Genomic DNA, 18,039 nt, shown 5'->3' on the forward strand with positions numbered 1-18,039 from the left:
ACAACGTGCATAAGCGCCTGTAGGCCTGATAAGCGGAGCGCCATCAGGCGCCCCAACGGGCAGTTATTTCAATAACCGAACCCGGCAAGTCTTGCCTTTAATCTTACCGTTTTGCAATTGCTTCCACGCCTTATGCGCTACAGTCTGGCGAACGGCGACATAGACGTGCGCCGGATGAACGGCAATTTTGCCGATGTCGGCGCCATCCAGACCAATATCGCCGGTCAGCGCACCGAGAACATCGCCGGGACGCATTTTGGCCTTTTTACCGCCATCAATGCATAACGTCGCCATCTCGGCTTCCAGCGGCAGGATTGAGCCGTTAGCCGGTGCAGGCAGCCAGTTCAGCTTCAGTTGCAGCATTTCAGAAAGAATGTTGGCCCGCTGCGCTTCTTCCGGAGCACAGAAGCTAATCGCCAGACCGCTGTTGCCGGCACGCGCAGTACGTCCGATACGATGGACGTGGACTTCCGGATCCCATGCCAGTTCGAAGTTCACCACCAGCTCAAGTGATTTAATATCCAGACCACGCGCGGCCACATCGGTGGCAACCAGTACGCGCGCACTGCCGTTGGCAAAACGTACCAGCGTCTGATCGCGATCGCGCTGCTCAAGATCGCCATGCAGTGAAAGTGCGCTTTGCCCCGCCGCATTCAGTGCGTCACACACGGCCTGACAATCTTTTTTGGTATTACAAAAAACCACGCAAGAGGCAGGCTGATGCTGACTGAGTAATTTTTGCAGTAGTGGAATTTTTCCGTGGCTGGAGGTTTCGAAAAACTGCTGTTCAATCGCCGGCAGCGCATCAACCGTATCAATTTCGATCGTTAATGGATTTCTCTGCACCCGGCCGCTAATGGCGGCAATAGCTTCCGGCCAGGTTGCCGAAAACAGTAGGGTCTGACGAGATGCTGGCGCAAAGCGAATAACATCATCAATCGCATCGCTAAAGCCCATATCCAGCATGCGGTCGGCTTCATCCATAACCAGCGTATTCAGGGCGTCTAAAGAAACCGTGCCTTTTTGCAGGTGGTCGAGTAAACGCCCCGGCGTGGCGACAATAATATGTGGCGCATGCTGCAGGGAGTCGCGCTGTGCGCCAAAGGGTTGCCCACCACACAACGTTAAGATCTTGGTGTTTGGCAGAAAACGCGCTAAGCGACGCAGCTCACCCGCAACCTGGTCGGCAAGCTCGCGCGTTGGGCACAGTACCAGCGACTGCGTTTGAAATAGCGCGGCATCGATGTGCTGTAGCAATCCAAGACCAAAAGCCGCCGTTTTGCCACTGCCGGTTTTAGCCTGCACGCGAACATCTTTCCCCGCCAGGATTGCCGGTAACGCAGCAGCCTGAACAGGCGTCATTTCAAGATATCCCAGCTCGTTAAGATTCTCGAGTTGGGCAGCAGGTAAAACATTCAGGGTTGAAAAAGCGGTCACAATTTAATCTCGCGGTAAAAACTCACATTCAGCAGGCGCGTATCCTCGCAGATCTGCGCCCGCGATGCGACAATTTAATCGGCTCTTCATCCGGCGGCGGATCCGGCATGGGCTGCGGACGAGGAATGGGATCGGGAATGGGAACCGGGTCAGTCGGTAGCGAATCAGTGTGCGACGTTGCAATCAGACAGGTCATATACCCCTCCAGTCATTCAGATTGACTCTTTTAGGGTAGACGCTGATTTCATGCAGGCAAAAAAAAGCCGACTAATCTAAGTCGGCGTCGTACGAATCAATTGTGCTATGCAGTAATTCAAAAAAGGAAGTAAGACAATATGGAGCGCAACGCCCATCGCTTGACGTTGCATTCACCTGCGAGAGAGATATTGCCCCGAATAGGTAGATGGTTTATTGACCTCGCTCAAAAACCAGGACGTTTTCATGCCAGAAAGTCACTAAAAAACGTAGTTGTTACAACCATTTACTACGATGCAACCATAAAGTAACACCACCAATCAGGACCACTAACAGAATACAAAAAAGTGAGAAACCAAACGGCCAGCCACCGCCGGGGATACCGCCGAGGTTAACGCCAAACAGTCCGGTTAAAAATGTACTGGGAAGAAAAACCATTGCCATCAATGACATCGTATACGTTCGGCGAGCCAGAGACTCCTGCATCACCTGTGCAATTTCATCCGCCATAATACCGGTCCGGGCAATACAGGCGTCTATTTCATCCAGCCCTCTCCCCAGCCTGTCAGCGATATCCTGCATTCGCCGCCGATGGTCGTCAGTCATCCAGGACAACCGTTCGCTCGCCAGACGAGCATAGACATCGCGCTGCGGCGCCATATAACGGCGCATCACAATGAGCTGTTTACGCAGTAATGCCAGGAAACCACGCGGGGGGATCTGCTGATCCAGCAGGTTATCTTCCAGATCGATAATTTTGTCGTGCAGCTGTTCGATAAATTCGCTGGCATGATCGGTTAGCGCATCACAAACATCCACCAGCCAACCACCACAGTCAGCCGGTCCCGTACCTTCCTGGAGATCGCTGACAACATCATCCAGCGCCAGCACTTTACGCTGGCGTGTTGAGACAATCAGACGTTCATCCATATATAAACGCATCGCCACCAGTTGGTCAGGTCGCTCATCGGTGCTGCCATTGATACAGCGCAGTGTAATCAACGTACCTTCCCCAACTCTGCTGACGCGTGGGCGCGTGCTTTCGCCTGCCAGCGCATCACGCACATTATTGGGAAGTAAAGGTGTTGTCGCCAGCCATTGCGCGCTTTCAGGATGAGTATAATTAAGATGTAGCCAACAGGGATGCTGACTGTCGATAACATCATTATCTTCCAGTGGTTTCACCCCACCCCGACCATCCAACAGCCAGGCAAACACGGCATCCGGCACATTAACATCCGTTCCCTTAATGGCTTCCACAGCGCCTCCACAAACATTCAGCTTTTTTCGTTAGTCTAGCCGTCAGAATATGTTAAGCAATATCTCATTGTCCCATTGTGCTGAAATGATTCATAAAAATATCTGATAACAAGCAAAGCGCCGACGAATGCGGCGCTGTTTACGAGATTCCCCAGTTAAGCCTGCTGGCGTCTTTCTGACTCAAGAGCATGACTTAAGCGGAATTTATGCGTTCGCGATTGAAGGTCAATCACCTGATTTTTCAGGATACCTGAGGAATCAGAAAGCTCATCAACCATGATGGCATTACTTTGGGTTACGTTTTCCAGTTCGGCCAGAGCATGGGTGATTCTGATAATCCCTTTCTCCTGCTCCTGCGTGGTGGTTAATATCTCGCCCATCAGTTGGTTTAATTGCCCGGCCCCTCCGACAATATCATGCATATTTTTTTCAGCTTCCCGCACCACAGCTGCGCCTTGCTGAACATTTTGATGGGTTTGGGCAATCAGTTGCTTAATATTCTTCGCTGCATCTGCGCTGCGGTGCGCAAGCATTCTTACCTCACCGGCAACCACGGAAAAACCTTTACCATGCTCACCAGCCCTCGCCGCTTCTACAGCAGCATTCAGGGCCAGAATATTTGTCTGGAATGCAATACCATCTATTAGCGTAATAATTTCTGTCATCTGTTGTGCGCATTCGGTGATTGATCGCATATTTGTCGCCACCTGCACCATTAATTCGCCACCCTGACGGGCGCATTGCGTGGCAATTGTTGCCTGGGCGCTGGCTATTTGCGTGTTATCAGCATTATTTCGCGTATTAACCGCTATTTCATCCATGTTGGCAGCTGTCTGCATCAATGCTCCAGATTGCTGTTCTGTTTTCACAGAGAGCTCAGCGCTGCGTTCTGCAAGCTGTTCAGAGAGCGCCATCGCCGTTTGCGAGGATGTTCTGATCTCATTAACGAGTGTTGAGATATTACTTGATAAACTATTGATACCAGGAATTAGTCTACCCGCACAGTTATTGCCAAACTCTGGAATACTGATTGCCAGATTTCCGGACGTCACTTCTTCAATGCTTCTTTTAACCGTATTAATCGGCATGACCAGATATTTCGTCATGTACCACCATAAACACAATATAGAAATAATACTTACCGCATTAGTGCCAATAATGATTTCTGGGGTGGCGGAGAAAATTATTTCAACAAGATTGAGCGCAACCGCCGTAATGATCAGAAATAAAATAATAAAGGTTCTGACGCTAATATCATTTAACATTTTAGTCCTGTACACCAAGAAATAACGTGGATGTTATTTTTATAGCATCTGCAATACAGATTTCCATAGCTCGGTGATGAAAGCTTAACTTTCAATGAGAGCCAGAGATCCTTTTACTTAAGACGATAAATTGCACTGTTTATTTAGAATAATTCAGTACCTTATCCTGCAAACAACGACGATGACGCCCGCTATCAGATTATTGTGATGGCGAGCACGTGACGAGCATAAAACACACAGAATCATAATTTTGATGAATGAATATATTAGTAATGGCCTGTTATTTTCAATATCTGGCCCTTACTTCTAATACTCATTGTAAAAACACAAGAACATACCTGATTTTATCAGGTTAACTGGACAAAACCTGCTAGATTTACCATCACGGCTTTTTTTCGATAGGTAGCAAGATGTTGCACGTGTCGTGGGACCCAGTATTGATTGGGATTTCCTTTGTTGTCGCGTTTATTGCCTCCTTTATAGCCCTCGACAGTGCGGGTAAAGTAGCAATCTCCAGCAGACGTGAATCTACCTTCTGGCGACTCTCTGGCGGCGCTACGCTGGGTATGGGGATCTGGTCGATGCATTTTATCGGTATGCTGGCCATGAAAATGAGTATGCCGATCAATTACCACTTAGCACTCACGGCTTTTTCGTTCTTTATTGCGCTCATATCCGCGACTCTCGCTATCAATATCGCTATTTCAGGTCATACGCTATCAACAAAACGGCTGGTCATTGCCACTGGTATATTGAGCGCTGGCGTTGTCACGATGCACTACGTCGGCATGTACGCCATAATCGAACATGTGGCTATCGCATGGGATCGCTCACTGATTTTGCTCTCGGTGATCATTGCCATCGTTGCGTCTGGCGTCGGCTTATGGCTGGCTTTCCATTTACGCCAAAACACCCGTCGCGCGCTGATTAACCGGCTTATTGCCGCCCTTATTATGGCGCTGGCAATTGCCTCGATGCATTACACCGGTATGGGAGCGGCATCCTTCACCCATTTTGGACATACTGCACACGATGGGCTCAGTACCCTCGAACTCTCTGTCTGGGTCTGCGCTGTCACGCTGATTATTTTGGGGATCATGCTGGTGGTTTCGATGGTGGATTCGCAACTGCGCACCTCCCGACTGGCCGACAATCTGCATCAGTTGAATTGCCAGCTTGAACATCAGGTCCACTTCGACGCGCTGACCGGACTTGCCAATCGAACGCATATAGACACCTGCTTACAGGCCTGCCTGCGGCATTCCAAACTGCATCAACAGCATTTCGCGTTGGTGTTCATCGACCTCGATCGCTTCAAAGTCGTTAACGATACCTGGGGACATCACATCGGCGATCAGTTGCTGATTGCCAGTACACAACGAATCTACAGCTGCCTTGATGACTCAATGACGCTGGCAAGACTGGGAGGAGATGAATTTATCCTGCTGGTTCCGGACTGCAATCAGCAGGCTATCTCTGCCCTGCTGGCGCGGATTGCCGATGCGATCGGCGACCCTTTTACCTTGTTCGGACATACCATTCGGGTTTCGTTAAGCGCGGGGAGCAGTATTTATCCAGAACATGGTTCAACACTGCATGAGCTAAAAGTGAAGGCCGATATGGCGATGTATCATGTCAAACAGGCGGGCAGAAACGGCTGGGCTATTTATAGTCCCGAGATGGAAGCTATCGCGGATACGCCGCCGACATTTCTTCAGGAACTGTCACAAGCGCTTGAACGCGACCAGTTTGAGCTATGGTATCAACCTAAATATACTGCCGGAGATCATTCTCTGACCGGCTTTGAAGCGCTATTACGCTGGCATCATCCGGATCGCGGCATGCTGCTCCCAGCTGAATTTCTTCCTGCATTGGAAGAAACGGGCCTGATTATTCCCGTCGGCAAATGGGTTATCCAGCAGGCGTGCATGCAGTTGCATCACTGGAAATTACAAGGAAATACAGAATGGACGCTTGCCGTTAACCTCTCTCCCGCCCAGTTTGAACAGCATGATATTATTGATGTTGTGTGTAATGCCCTGGCGCAATATCAACTTTCACCGGCCAGCCTTACGCTGGAACTCACTGAAAGCACTGCGCTAAAAAATTTAAAACGCAGTATTGAAATACTGAATGCTTTTTCTGCTTTGGGGATCACCGTTTCTATTGATGATTTCGGCACTGGTTATTCAAATATATTGATGTTGAAGTCTCTCCCGGCGCGGGAATTAAAAATCGACAGGATATTTGTCAAAGATATTAGCGAGAACAGCAAAAATACAAAAATTGTGTCTACCATTATTGATATAGCTCACTCCATGAATATGCGCGTAGTAGCTGAAGGAATAGAAACCCAGGAGCAGGAAATACTTCTTACCCAAATGGGGTGTAGCATGCTGCAAGGATTCCTGTTTGCAAAACCGCTGCCAGCGCATAAGATTCATGAACTGCTACAACCAGAAAACAGCATCAAACAAAAGCCAGTCGTACAACCCTTGTCTCACCGACAATCAATAACCTTGTGAGACTGCGATATCTAAAATATTCGCCATTAAATGGGCTGCACAGCAGATAAAGATAACGGGATTATCGATGAGCACAACCGAGCTGAATTCACTGGATTTATTAACCTTTCCGGTGTGGATTGTTTCGCCGCATACCGAAGAGCTGGTCTTCGCTAATAACGCTGCAAGGGAGCTAATGCAGGATCTCTGTTTTTCCCCACTGCGTAACGGCCTATTTTCAACACATGCGCAAAATGATTTAACTATGTATCTCAGCGACTTGAGAAATCATCACGGTATTGTAGAAATTCTCACGGTTTATCGCGACGGCGAAAAAAACGCAATGGCCTGTCGCCTGTCGATCAGGACGTTGCCAGATGTGGGTGACGTCATCCTTTTTGAAGGCATTGAGACGCCTGCAGCGCAGGGTTTGAAAGCGAGCCGTTCAGCAACTTATCAACGAAAAAAGCAGGGATTTTATGCGCGTTTTTTCCAGACCAACTCCGCGCCAATGTTACTTATCGATCCGTCCCGCGATGGCCTAATCGTTGATGCGAACCTCAGTGCCCTCAATTTTTATGGATACAGCCATGACGTGATGTGTCAGAAACATACCTGGGAAATCAACATGCTGGGGCGCCACATACTGCCGGTAATGCATGAAATCGCCCACCTGCCCGGCGGCCATAAACCTTTGCATTTTGTTCATAAACTGGCAGACGGCAGCTCGCGTCATGTACAAACCTACGCCGGACCGATTGAAATCTACGGTAATAAACTCATGTTGTGCATCATTCATGACATTACCGAACAAAAACGACTGGAGCAGGAGCTTGAGCGAGCAGCACTGCGTGACGCCTTAACGGGATTACTGAACCGCCGACATTTTTATCAGGTAACAGAGCCCGAACCAACGCATGCGATCTCATTGACGCAGGACTACAGCCTGTTGTTGATCGACACCGATCGTTTTAAAAGCATTAACGATCTCTTCGGCCATTTAAAAGGCGATGAGGTGCTTTGCGCTCTGGCACGCACTCTGGAATCGTGTGCGCGAAAAGACGATCTTATTTTTCGCTGGGGTGGTGAAGAATTTGTGCTACTTCTGCCGCGAACCTCACTGGAGGCCGCACTCAATCTTGCAGAGGTGATCCGCGCAACGGTCGCCAGGGTGACGCTCCCTGGTCTTCCCCGCTTTACCGTCAGTATTGGCGTTGCGCGGCACGAAACAAACGAAAGTATTGATGAATTATTCAAACGCGTGGACGACGCGTTGTACAAAGCCAAGAACGAAGGCAGGAACAGAGTGCTGGCCGCCTGATGAACCAGGTTGCTCAGCGACTGCGTTTAGCGTGACGTTCCCAGTTTTCCTGTTTTGCCTGCGCGGTTTTACGTAATGCGACATAACATGCCCCGCTGCCGCCGTGATGCGGCAAAGCGGTGCAGTAGGCCTGTACGTCATCAAATTCCGTCAGCCAACGCGCCACATAGCTGCGCACAATATTGGCATGGGAGTTATCATCACGCCCCTTGCCGTGTATCACCAGCACGTTACGTAACCCATTTTGCTGCGCCTGCAGTATAAAACTGAATAACATCTGACGGCATGTTTCTACGGGCTGACGGATGAGATTAAGGCTCGCCTGCTGCGGGTATTTTCCGCTTCGCAGTTTGTCAGTCACGCCGTGCTGCAAACCTTCGCGACGAAACTCCAGCGGTTCGCTCAACGGGACAATATCGAGAAACCCCGTCGAGAGAAAGTTATCCAGTTGCAACATATCTATACGCGCTGGAGTGCGGATATTGCGCGTTGGCTGCCAGTGTACATCGGCGCAGCCCTTCAGCGGTTGAACATCCCCCATAGCATCAAGAAACAGCGAAGCATCATCAAGGTTCATGTTTCATCCTCCAGCGAATTACGACGAACGTTATCATAACCGCGCACTATTATACCGACAACGGTTTACGATTATTTCCAGTAATTCATCCGCTTCACTCCGCTGAGAAGATCTACTCACGACATGCCGATCTCCGTTTTTAGGGGTATAGCTGCGACGGTCACTGGCGTGATAATGTGTAACCTCGCCTGAACGCTGTAATGAGAGATATGGATGCTTAACTTACTGGAAGACACCATCGACACGCCGCTGGGCCCGCTGTGGGTTATTTGTGATGAGCAATTTCGCCTGCGCGCGGTGGAATGGGATCAGCACCGCGATCGTATGGAACAATTGCTGGATATTCATTACCGCGCGCAAGGTTATCAGCGCATTGCAAACAAAAACCCCGGCGGATTAAGCGATAAGCTTTCGGAGTATTTTGCCGGGAACCTCAGCATTATTGACACACTGGAAACGGCAACCGCTGGCACGCCTTTCCAGCGTGAAGTCTGGCAAGCATTACGCACTATCCCCTGTGGGCAGGTCATGCACTATGGTCAGTTGGCCGAACAGTTGGGACGCCCCGGCGCTGCAAGAGCCGTCGGTGCAGCTAATGGCTCCAATCCAGTAAGCATTGTGGTCCCCTGTCATCGTGTCATCGGACGTAACGGCACCATGACCGGATATGCCGGTGGCGTACAACGAAAAGAGTGGTTATTGCGCCACGAAGGTTATTTGCTACTCTAGATTCCAGGCAATTAATGCCTTATTCATCACACTTCCGCATAATGCGACCCCAAATTAAGTGTGGTTAATCAAGCAGATACAAACATTCACTCCAGTTATGCCTGAATTATTCTCTATTGGGAGTAGCTCAGGCTTACGTGCTCACCAAAAAGATGTTAAAATTGACAAATATCAATTACGGCTTGAGCAGACCTATGATCCCGGAAAAGCGAATTATACGGCGCATTCAGTCTGGCGGTTGTGCTATCCATTGCCAGGATTGCAGCATCAGCCAGCTTTGCATCCCGTTCACACTTAACGAGCATGAGCTTGACCAGCTCGATAACATCATCGAGCGCAAAAAGCCTATCCAAAAGGGGCAGACGCTCTTTAAAGCAGGTGATGAGCTTAAATCACTCTATGCTATCCGCTCCGGAACGATTAAAAGCTATACCATTACCGAACAAGGCGATGAGCAGATTACTGGCTTCCATCTGGCGGGCGATCTGGTCGGTTTTGACGCGATTGGCAGCGGACATCACCCGAGCTTTGCCCAAGCGCTGGAAACCTCAATGGTATGCGAAATTCCTTTCGAAACCCTTGATGACCTGTCCGGCAAAATGCCAAATCTGCGTCAGCAGATGATGCGTCTGATGAGTGGCGAAATCAAAGGCGACCAGGACATGATCCTGCTGTTGTCGAAGAAAAATGCAGAAGAGCGCCTGGCGGCCTTTATCTACAATTTGTCTCGTCGCTTTGCCCAGCGTGGATTCTCGCCTCGTGAATTCCGCCTGACCATGACCCGTGGCGACATCGGTAACTACCTCGGTCTGACGGTCGAAACCATCAGCCGCCTGCTGGGTCGTTTCCAGAAAAGCGGTATGCTGGCAGTGAAAGGTAAATACATCACTATTGAGAATAGCGACGCGTTGGCAGTTCTTGCTGGCCACACGCGTAACGTTGCGTAATCCTTCCGCAAGCATCTCTGTTATCCTTCTGTCAAATCGCTAAATTTTCCCGATTTATTGATCTGGCAGGAGGTTATCCCCTGTTTCAATCCACATTATTGGGTTACTCTTTTAATTACAAACTGCAGTGACAGTTGTAAGGAGACCCTGTATGGCTATGTATAAAAATATGCTGGTCGTCATCGACCCGAACCAGGACGATCAACCAGCATTACGGCGAGCTGTTTATTTGCATCAACGGATTGGTGGCAAAATTAAAGCCTTTTTGCCGATCTATGACTTTTCCTACGAGATGACTACCCTGCTGTCGCCCGATGAGCGTACGGCAATGCGTCAGGGGGTCATCAGTCAACGAACAGCATGGATCCGTGAACAAGCGAAATACTATATCGAAGCAGGGATCCCCCTTGAAATTAAAGTGGTATGGCACAACCGTCCCTTTGAAGCCATCATCCAGGAAGTCATTAGCGCTCAACATGACCTGGTCCTCAAGATGGCGCACCAACACGACCGCCTCGAAGCCGTAATTTTCACCCCCACCGACTGGCATTTATTGCGGAAATGCCCAAGTCCGGTATGGATGGTCAAAGACCAGCCGTGGCCTGAAGGTGGCAAAGCGCTGGTTGCGGTTAACCTCGCCAGTGAAGAGCCTTATCACAATGCGCTCAATGAAAAACTGGTCAAAGAAACGATCCAACTGGCAGAACAGGTTAACCATACTGAAGTGCATTTAGTTGGCGCCTATCCTGTTACGCCAATCAACATCGCAATTGAACTGCCTGAATTTGACCCCAGCGTTTATAACGATGCGATCCGTGGACAGCATCTGCTGGCCATGAAGGCGTTACGCCAGAAATTCAGTATCGATGAGAAAGTGACGCACGTTGAAAAAGGATTGCCTGAAGAGGTCATTCCCGATTTAGCCGAGCACTTGCAGGCGGGTATTGTGGTACTGGGGACCGTTGGTCGTACCGGGATTTCTGCCGCGTTTCTTGGTAACACCGCAGAACAGGTTATCGATCATCTACGCTGCGACCTGCTGGTCATCAAGCCGGATGAATATCAGACGCCCGTTGAACTGGACGACGAAGAAGACGATTAACCGCTCAACTCAATGCCGGATGGCGACCTCATCCGGCATAACAAACGTTTAGTGCTGTTCCTCACCGCCGAGGAAATAGATACCCAGCGGGATAGCCAACAGAATCGTAAATACCATACTGTAGACACAAATCATTGCAGATTGAATGGCGTACATTGAAGCGGTCCAGTCGGATAGCGGAATGTCATACTGTTCAATAACGCCACCGATCGTCGCTCGCGTCACGACCGACGCTGCGATAATAAACACCCCAAGCAGGCACAACAGAAACTTCCGTCCCTTCGCTGTCTTCAGCTTAGCCATGATCATAGTACTGTCCTTTTGCAGATGAAAACCTTGTTACTTTGCGCTAACAATACCATGACATCAACTGACTGTCTGCTACATAAACTGCTCACAAAGGTGATGCCTGCGCTATTTCCCGGAAAATAGCGCTAATTGCATTATATATCTCTCCTGATGATTAATGATCTGACCGCCTGAACTGAGTAAAATATTCGATGATGAGGATGTCAGATGATATTTAACTACCACGGAGCTACCTGGAAGAATCATGATCGCTGAACTGTTTATAAATAATGCGTTTAATTTGACGGTAATTCTCAGCAGCTGCGCAGCGCTGGTCCTGATGAGCGTCTGGTATCATCGTGGAGAGCGGCGCTGTAAAGGATTCATATTTCACGCAGCGCAATTTTTTGTCTATGCCATTATCATCGGGACGTTTGGCAGTATTGCTAATAACGTTATCGAAAGCTACAGCCTGAAATTTATCTCCCCCAGCGTGGTCGACTTTATCTGCACCTCGTTGATTGCGCTAATCCTGACTATCAAACTTTTTCTGGTGATTAATCAGTTTGAAAAGACGCAGATCAATAAAGGCAGAGATATCACCAGCGCGAGGATCCTGTCGCGAATTATCAAGATCACCATCATCGTTGCCATCATTTTGCTGTATGGCGAGCATTTCGGCATGAGCTTATCCGGCCTGTTAACCTTTGGCGGCATCGGCGGTATCGCTGTCGGTATGGCGGGCAAAGACATTCTGAGCAACTTTTTCTCAGGAATTATGCTCTATTTTGACAGACCGTTTAGCATCGGCGACTGGATCCGTTCTCCAGACCGCAATATTGAAGGCACGGTTACGGAAATCGGCTGGCGAATGACCAAAATAAACACCTTCGATCATCGTCCGTTGTATGTCCCAAACTCGATTTTCTCCTCCATCAGCGTAGAAAATCCAGGCAGGATGACGAACCGCCGCATCAAAACGGTGATCGGGTTACGATATGAAGATGCCGATAAAGTCGCTGCTGTTGTCGAATCGGTCAGACAAATGCTGCAAAATCATCCGGGAATAGACCAGAAACAAACCCTGCTGGTTTATTTCAATGAATTTGCCGATTCATCGCTGAATATCATGGTGTATTGCTTCACGAAAACCACCGTCTGGAAGGAATGGCTCGCGGTACAGCAAGACGTTTATTTGAAAATTATTTCGATTGTCCAGTCAAACGGCGCCGACTTTGCTTTCCCCAGCCAGACACTGTATATGGATAATCCTGAAGCATCGTCCTCGACACACTAACAAAAGAAAAGACGCGGAAATCCGCGTCTTTATTTGTATTTATTTCAATGAAGCAATATCAATTACAAAGCGGTATTTGACATCGCTTTTCAACATCCGTTGCCAGGCATGGTTAATATCTTGAATATTGATCACTTCAACATCGGCTGTAATACCGTGCTGGCCGCAGAAATCCAGCATCTCCTGGGTTTCAGCAATACCGCCGATAACCGATCCCGCTACAGACCGTCGTCCGAGGATTAACGGTACCGAGTTCACGAAGGGATCCAATGCCCCCAGATAACCCACCAGCACCAGCGTACCGCTTAGCGCCAGCGTTGGAATATACGGATTCAGGTCATGTACATACGGGACAGTATCAATAATCAGATCAAACTGATTCGCTGAGGCTTTCATCTGCTCGCTGTCAGTCGAAAGTACAACATGGCGGGCCCCCAGACGCCGGGCATCGGCTTCTTTACCCGGCGAGCGCGTAAACAGCGTGACTTCAGCACCCAGCGCATTAGCCAGTTTGATCGCCATATGCCCAAGGCCTCCCAGCCCGACAACCGCGACTTTACTCCCCTCCCCAACCTGCCAGTGACGCAGCGGCGACCAGGTGGTGATCCCGGCACATAGCAGCGGTGCGGCACCGCGTAAATCGATCCCTTCAGGAACCTTCACAACAAACTTGTCAGTCACGACAATCTTGTCAGAATAACCGCCGAAAGTGGGTAAACCGTCGTGACGATCGGTATCGTTATACGTCAGCGTGTTGCCTTCTTCGCAATACTGCTCTAATCCCTGTTCACAGGCGCTACAATGTTGACATGAATCGACCATACAGCCGACCCCGGCGAGATCGCCCACTTTAAATTTCGTTACCGACTTACCAACATGTATCACGCGGCCAATGATTTCATGGCCTGGTACCATCGGATATTTAGCGCCACCCCAGTCGTTGTAGGCGTTATGGATATCCGAGTGGCAAACACCGCTGTATAAGATGTCGATAACCACATCATCTTCACGCGGATCGCGACGAACAAAACTGTGTGGGACTAAATCTTCTTTCACCGCCAGCGCGGCATAACCCTTCACGTTCATGACCATGTAGATTTCCTCAGGGATTGGGTATTACCAGAACCAGCATAGTTCAGGGCAACAGGTTGTACTCAGCGTCGCTCACCGGTTCCAGCCACTCATTCGATGCGCCAGGCGCCGGGATTTCAACCGCGATATGGGCAAACCAGCTGTCACGCGCGGCGCCGTGCCAATGTTTCATGCCTGCCGGGATGTGTACGACGTCACCGGTTTTCAGCTCACGCGCCGGTTGACTCCATGCCTGATACCAGCCTCTTCCACCAGTCACCAGCAATATTTGTCCCCCTTGATGATGGATATGCCAGAAGTTACGGCAACCCGGCTCAAATGCTACGTTGCCAATTACCACACCTTCCTTGGAGAGCATGGTCAGATAGCTGTCGCCAGTGAAATACTTCGCATACGCTTCATTTTTCTCCCCTCGCGGAAAGACGCTGTTGCCATCAAATTGGTGATTCATAATCTCCGCATCAGCGCTGGACACGGTATTCAGTTGATTTTGCATTTCGACTCTCCAAAACGGTGGCGGCATGCGCCACCGGATGCTGAAAACTATAAAAATTATAGAGACTCGACAGGCTGGTGATTAGAGGTGGAAAGAAGGACAAACTTATGAATCATACTCATTAATAATAAGCGTACGATTTATCTCCTGGCGCTTGCGTTAAGCTCTACGCCACAATTTCAATCAGGTTACCGTCCGGATCGCGTATTACCGCTTCGTAATAGCCATCACCTGTGGTGCGTGGGCCAGAAACTAATACACCCTGTTCTTTTGCACGCATCGCCATAGCATCAACATTTTCGCTACCGCCAACGGAAATGGCGAGATGCACCCACCCTGAGGTGTTATTGTCCGGAGTATGTTTTGTCAGCCCGGGCTTAGTCATTAACTCAATCGCGATATCTTCACCCATTCTGACAAAATAGGATTCAAATCCAGGATTGGTTTTACTGCAGTATTTTTCGTTGATCCTTGCGTCAAAAAACGTAACCCAGAACTGAGCTTGCTGCTCGAGATCCAATGTCCATAACGCGATATGCGCAACCTTCATAGCTGACCTCTACTTGCTGTAACCAAAAAAATAGGTTCCCCACAGGGATGTTGACATCGCGAACCATAATGCACGATCATGCTTGTTGTTGCTCGATTTTTATTTTCTCTGGAGTGTTTATGCTCGATTACGCAGCGTTCCCGGAACAACGCCAGGCGCTTATCTATCAGATCCTGCAGGAAAACGGCAGAGTCATCTGTTCCGAACTTGCCAGCAGGTTAGGTGTTTCTGAACATACAATCCGCCGTGATCTGCATGAACTGAGTAAAGATGGCGTGTGCAAAAAGGTCTATGGCGGCGCGGTCATTGCACTCCCTGAGTCCGAAGACATCACCGTGCGCAAGAATATTAATGTGGCGAAAAAGAGCAACATCGCGCAGAGATGTGCCCGGTTGGTCAAATCGGGAAGCTGCATTTTTATTGACACCGGCAGTACCAACCTGGCGATGGCAGAAGCCCTGCCCGCCGAGCTGGCGTTAACCGTAGTGACAAACTCACCGGAGATTGCTGCCGCTTTGCTAAAAAAGCCGTTGTTTGAGGTCATTATGCTGGGCGGCGCGGTACAGCGATCTTCGGGAGGGTGTGTGGGCGCCCCGGCCATCTCACAGGTGCAGGGTATTTTATTCGATCAGGGATTTATTGGCGGCTGCGCGATGTCGCCCGAGTCCGGATTAACGGGATTTGATTACGCGGATTGTGAGTTCAAAAAAGCGGTGATCAAGCAGTGTAATGAAACTATCGTCGCGCTGACGGCGGAGAAAATCCCGGCAGTTGCCCGTTATGTCGTCACTGAAAGCAGCAATATTGATGTAATTGTCGTCGAGGAAAATATCAGCAAAGAGTATGCCACGGCTTTCCAGGCGCACGACATCCGGATTTATACCGTGTAGCGGCGGCGCTACGTCCCTTTCAATATGGCCGTATGGCTCATCGAAATCTCACTGTGCTGAACGACGCCCCTGGCGTCAGCGCGGTGATTGATGACAGACAATCCAGACGAATTTTTTGCTCATTTTCATGCAGCTCCACCAGCAGAAATTCTTCTTTATCGGCGGTGGTACAGGTTGTCAGCGCTTTGGCATCAAAACATGTGCTATCCGTTAACTCAATGCGCAACAAATAGTGGTACATACAGGCGATTTCCAGGTAATCATGAAGATCGCAATCTATCGGATGATACTTTTCCATTGCTTTCATAACCCCACCTTCGTCACAGCCTTATTTGTTCGGGAAATAGCCAGTACCACTTCCCGAACGAGCGAGCTATTTCAGTGCTTCACAATATACATTGTGCGACTGTATGCGACATCTTCAGGGTTAGTAATCGGATATCCTTTCAACCACGGTTTAATTAAACGTCCGTTGGTATACTGATAAATCGGCGCAATAGGTGCCTGTTCCATCAGAATTTTCTCCGCGGCATTATAATCGACATTGCGCGCTTTCTGCGTATTCTCCAGAGTAGCCTGGGTCAACACTTTGTCGTAAGCAGGATTATTAAAGCGGGAGATATTACCCGTATGGGTCGAGGTTAATAGCGACAGGAATGTAGATGGCTCATTGTAATCACCTACCCAGGAAGCGCGGATCACATCAAAATTACCGGTATTACGGCTATCGATGTAGGTTTTCCACTCCTGGTTTTGCAGTTTTACGTCAACGCCGAGATTTTTCTTCCACATCGACGCGACAGCAATAGCGATCTTCTGATGGTTTTCAGAGGTGTTGTACAGCAGCGTCAGTTTAAGCGGTTTCTGTGGACCATAGCCCGCCGCACGCAGCAGCGTTTTCGCCTGCGCATTCAGTTCTTCCTGACTCATTTGCTCAAACGGTGAAGGTTCCGGCACAAATCCTGCCGTGACATCCGGCGTAAAATGCCATGCGGGCTTTTCACCGGTTCCCAGAACTTTCTCCGCCATCAGACGACGATCGATAGTCATGCTAAGCGCCAGACGCACGCGTGAATCTGCCGTCGGTCCCTTCTGGGTATTGAAGGCATAATAGTAAGTACCAAGCTGCGGCGGGGTGTAAACCTGGCCCGGGATATCCTTCAACAATTTCTGATACATGTTTTTCGGGAAGGACTCGGTAATATCGATATCACCAGCAAGGTAGCGCTTGGTTGCTGCCGATTCCTGGTTAATTGGCAGGAAGGTCACTTTTTGCAGCACCGTTTTGGCGTTGTCCCAATAATGCGTATTCGGCACAACTTCCAGTTTTTCGTTGACGACGCGATCTTTGAGCACATAGGCGCCGTTACCGATCAGGTTGCCCGGTTTGGTCCACTCTTTACCGCTCTCAACGTTAGCTTTTTGTACCGGATAAAACGCGAAACTCGCCGTCAGATTGGCAAACCAGGGCAGCGGTTTATCCAGTTGGACTTTTAATGTACGCGCATCAACCGCGCTAACGCCGAGCTTATCCGGAGAGGCTTTCCCATCGATGATCGCCTGCGCGTTGCTAATTCCCGCCAGCGCAGCAAACCAGGCAAACGGCGACAGCGTTTTCGGATCAACCAGACGCTGCCAGCTATAGACAAAATCCTGGGCCGTTACCGGCGTACCATCGGCCCATTGCGCATTGTCACGCAGCGTAAAGGTCCAGATACGGTTATCGTTGCTTTTCCATTGGGTGGCGACGCCGGGCACAATCTCGCCCTTCTCATTCTGGTTGACCAGCCCTTCAAATAAATCACGAATAACCTGAATTTCAGGAAGCCCGACGGCCTTTGCCGGATCCAGCGACGCAGGTTCGTCTTTGATATGACGCACCAGTTCTTGTTTTTCTGCCAGTACCGTTCCGCTGGGAACATCAGCAGCCCAGGATAATGAAATGCTGCTTACCAACAGCGCACAACAGGTTACTGAAACAGAATGCTGCATAAAATACCCTCAATTCCGGCTACTAAGTGAATGTGTAATTATTTGTATCGCCAGCAGGAAATGCAATTAACTTCCGACAAGAAAGTGATATTACACC

The 18,039-nt window shown here is 49.4% G+C and carries 18 protein-coding genes; 7 read left to right on the plus strand and 11 right to left on the minus strand.

The window, feature by feature from the left end; translation table 11 throughout:
- Positions 1-63: 63 nt before the first annotated feature.
- The 4 genes from dbpA to OGV94_RS11635 all read right to left on the minus strand — a co-directional run bounded on the left by dbpA (position 64) and on the right by OGV94_RS11635 (position 4,157).
- Positions 64-1,437, minus strand: coding sequence for an ATP-dependent RNA helicase DbpA (gene dbpA / locus OGV94_RS11620; RefSeq protein ID WP_043016204.1), 1,374 nt, complete (start codon positions 1,435-1,437; stop codon positions 64-66).
- A gap of 28 nt (positions 1,438-1,465) precedes the next feature.
- Entirely contained in the window at positions 1,466-1,633 is a 168-nt protein-coding gene (gene ynaL, locus OGV94_RS11625) for a proline-rich small protein YnaL (protein ID WP_087050510.1), read from the minus strand.
- A gap of 275 nt (positions 1,634-1,908) precedes the next feature.
- Positions 1,909-2,892 carry a zinc transporter ZntB gene (gene zntB, locus OGV94_RS11630; protein WP_043016203.1) on the minus strand — a complete coding sequence of 328 codons (984 nt, stop codon included), beginning with the start codon at positions 2,890-2,892 and terminating at the stop codon, positions 1,909-1,911.
- 155 nt (positions 2,893-3,047) lie between these two features.
- Complete coding sequence (locus tag OGV94_RS11635) at positions 3,048-4,157, minus strand: methyl-accepting chemotaxis protein (RefSeq protein ID WP_080625235.1); 1,110 nt, start codon at positions 4,155-4,157, stop codon at positions 3,048-3,050.
- A gap of 410 nt (positions 4,158-4,567) precedes the next feature.
- Here OGV94_RS11635 and OGV94_RS11640 point away from each other — a divergent pair, with 410 nt between their 5' ends.
- Together OGV94_RS11640 and OGV94_RS11645 are read left to right on the plus strand one after the other, a co-directional pair.
- Positions 4,568-6,682, plus strand: a complete 2,115-nt coding sequence (locus tag OGV94_RS11640; RefSeq protein WP_080625236.1) for a putative bifunctional diguanylate cyclase/phosphodiesterase — start codon at positions 4,568-4,570, stop codon at positions 6,680-6,682.
- 67 nt (positions 6,683-6,749) lie between these two features.
- The gene (locus tag OGV94_RS11645; RefSeq protein ID WP_080625237.1) at positions 6,750-7,982 is read left to right on the plus strand and encodes a GGDEF domain-containing protein; all 1,233 of its coding nucleotides are present in this window, start codon (positions 6,750-6,752) and stop codon (positions 7,980-7,982) included.
- Positions 7,983-7,995: 13 nt separating this feature from the next.
- Here OGV94_RS11645 and smrA read toward each other — a convergent pair whose 3' ends face one another.
- The gene (gene smrA / locus OGV94_RS11650) at positions 7,996-8,559 is read right to left on the minus strand and encodes a DNA endonuclease SmrA (RefSeq protein WP_286523379.1); all 564 of its coding nucleotides are present in this window, start codon (positions 8,557-8,559) and stop codon (positions 7,996-7,998) included.
- A gap of 213 nt (positions 8,560-8,772) precedes the next feature.
- Here smrA and ogt point away from each other — a divergent pair, with 213 nt between their 5' ends.
- The 3 genes from ogt to uspE all read left to right on the plus strand — a co-directional run bounded on the left by ogt (position 8,773) and on the right by uspE (position 11,337).
- On the plus strand, positions 8,773-9,288 hold the full coding sequence (gene ogt, locus OGV94_RS11655; protein ID WP_043016198.1) for a methylated-DNA--[protein]-cysteine S-methyltransferase: 516 nt from the start codon (positions 8,773-8,775) through the stop codon (positions 9,286-9,288).
- Positions 9,289-9,482: 194 nt separating this feature from the next.
- Complete coding sequence (fnr, locus tag OGV94_RS11660; protein WP_003020397.1) at positions 9,483-10,235, plus strand: fumarate/nitrate reduction transcriptional regulator Fnr; 753 nt, start codon at positions 9,483-9,485, stop codon at positions 10,233-10,235.
- A gap of 151 nt (positions 10,236-10,386) precedes the next feature.
- Positions 10,387-11,337: a universal stress protein UspE gene (gene uspE, locus OGV94_RS11665; RefSeq protein ID WP_043016197.1), complete on the plus strand. Its 951-nt coding sequence runs from the start codon at positions 10,387-10,389 to the stop codon at positions 11,335-11,337.
- A 48-nt stretch (positions 11,338-11,385) separates the two neighbouring features.
- Here the strand turns inward: uspE and OGV94_RS11670 are convergent, their stop codons facing one another.
- Positions 11,386-11,646 (minus strand): DUF2534 family protein, encoded by a 261-nt coding sequence (locus tag OGV94_RS11670; RefSeq protein WP_003020403.1) that lies wholly within the window; start codon positions 11,644-11,646, stop codon positions 11,386-11,388.
- Between the two features lie 244 nt (positions 11,647-11,890).
- Here OGV94_RS11670 and OGV94_RS11675 point away from each other — a divergent pair, with 244 nt between their 5' ends.
- Complete coding sequence (locus tag OGV94_RS11675; RefSeq protein ID WP_043016196.1) at positions 11,891-12,922, plus strand: mechanosensitive ion channel family protein; 1,032 nt, start codon at positions 11,891-11,893, stop codon at positions 12,920-12,922.
- Positions 12,923-12,961: 39 nt separating this feature from the next.
- Here the strand turns inward: OGV94_RS11675 and OGV94_RS11680 are convergent, their stop codons facing one another.
- From OGV94_RS11680 to OGV94_RS11690, 3 genes are all read right to left on the minus strand, one after another.
- Positions 12,962-14,014 (minus strand): NAD(P)-dependent alcohol dehydrogenase, encoded by a 1,053-nt coding sequence (locus OGV94_RS11680; protein WP_080625238.1) that lies wholly within the window; start codon positions 14,012-14,014, stop codon positions 12,962-12,964.
- A 43-nt stretch (positions 14,015-14,057) separates the two neighbouring features.
- Positions 14,058-14,465, minus strand: coding sequence for a cupin domain-containing protein (locus OGV94_RS11685; protein WP_179947233.1), 408 nt, complete (start codon positions 14,463-14,465; stop codon positions 14,058-14,060).
- 211 nt (positions 14,466-14,676) lie between these two features.
- Complete coding sequence (locus OGV94_RS11690; RefSeq protein WP_043016193.1) at positions 14,677-15,060, minus strand: VOC family protein; 384 nt, start codon at positions 15,058-15,060, stop codon at positions 14,677-14,679.
- 119 nt (positions 15,061-15,179) lie between these two features.
- Here OGV94_RS11690 and OGV94_RS11695 point away from each other — a divergent pair, with 119 nt between their 5' ends.
- Positions 15,180-15,950, plus strand: coding sequence for a DeoR/GlpR family DNA-binding transcription regulator (locus OGV94_RS11695; RefSeq protein ID WP_043016192.1), 771 nt, complete (start codon positions 15,180-15,182; stop codon positions 15,948-15,950).
- 37 nt (positions 15,951-15,987) lie between these two features.
- On the opposite strand, the gene OGV94_RS11700 is transcribed toward OGV94_RS11695, so the two are convergent.
- Both OGV94_RS11700 and mppA read right to left on the minus strand, forming a co-directional pair.
- Positions 15,988-16,257, minus strand: a complete 270-nt coding sequence (locus OGV94_RS11700; RefSeq protein WP_075146233.1) for a Rho-binding antiterminator — start codon at positions 16,255-16,257, stop codon at positions 15,988-15,990.
- A 71-nt stretch (positions 16,258-16,328) separates the two neighbouring features.
- Positions 16,329-17,942: a murein tripeptide ABC transporter substrate-binding protein MppA gene (gene mppA, locus OGV94_RS11705; protein ID WP_043016190.1), complete on the minus strand. Its 1,614-nt coding sequence runs from the start codon at positions 17,940-17,942 to the stop codon at positions 16,329-16,331.
- Between the last annotated feature and the right edge of the window lie 97 nt (positions 17,943-18,039).

It is taken from the genome of Citrobacter sp. Ce006, from assembly GCF_030336535.1.
GTDB classification, from domain to species: Bacteria; Pseudomonadota; Gammaproteobacteria; order Enterobacterales; family Enterobacteriaceae; genus Citrobacter; species Citrobacter europaeus.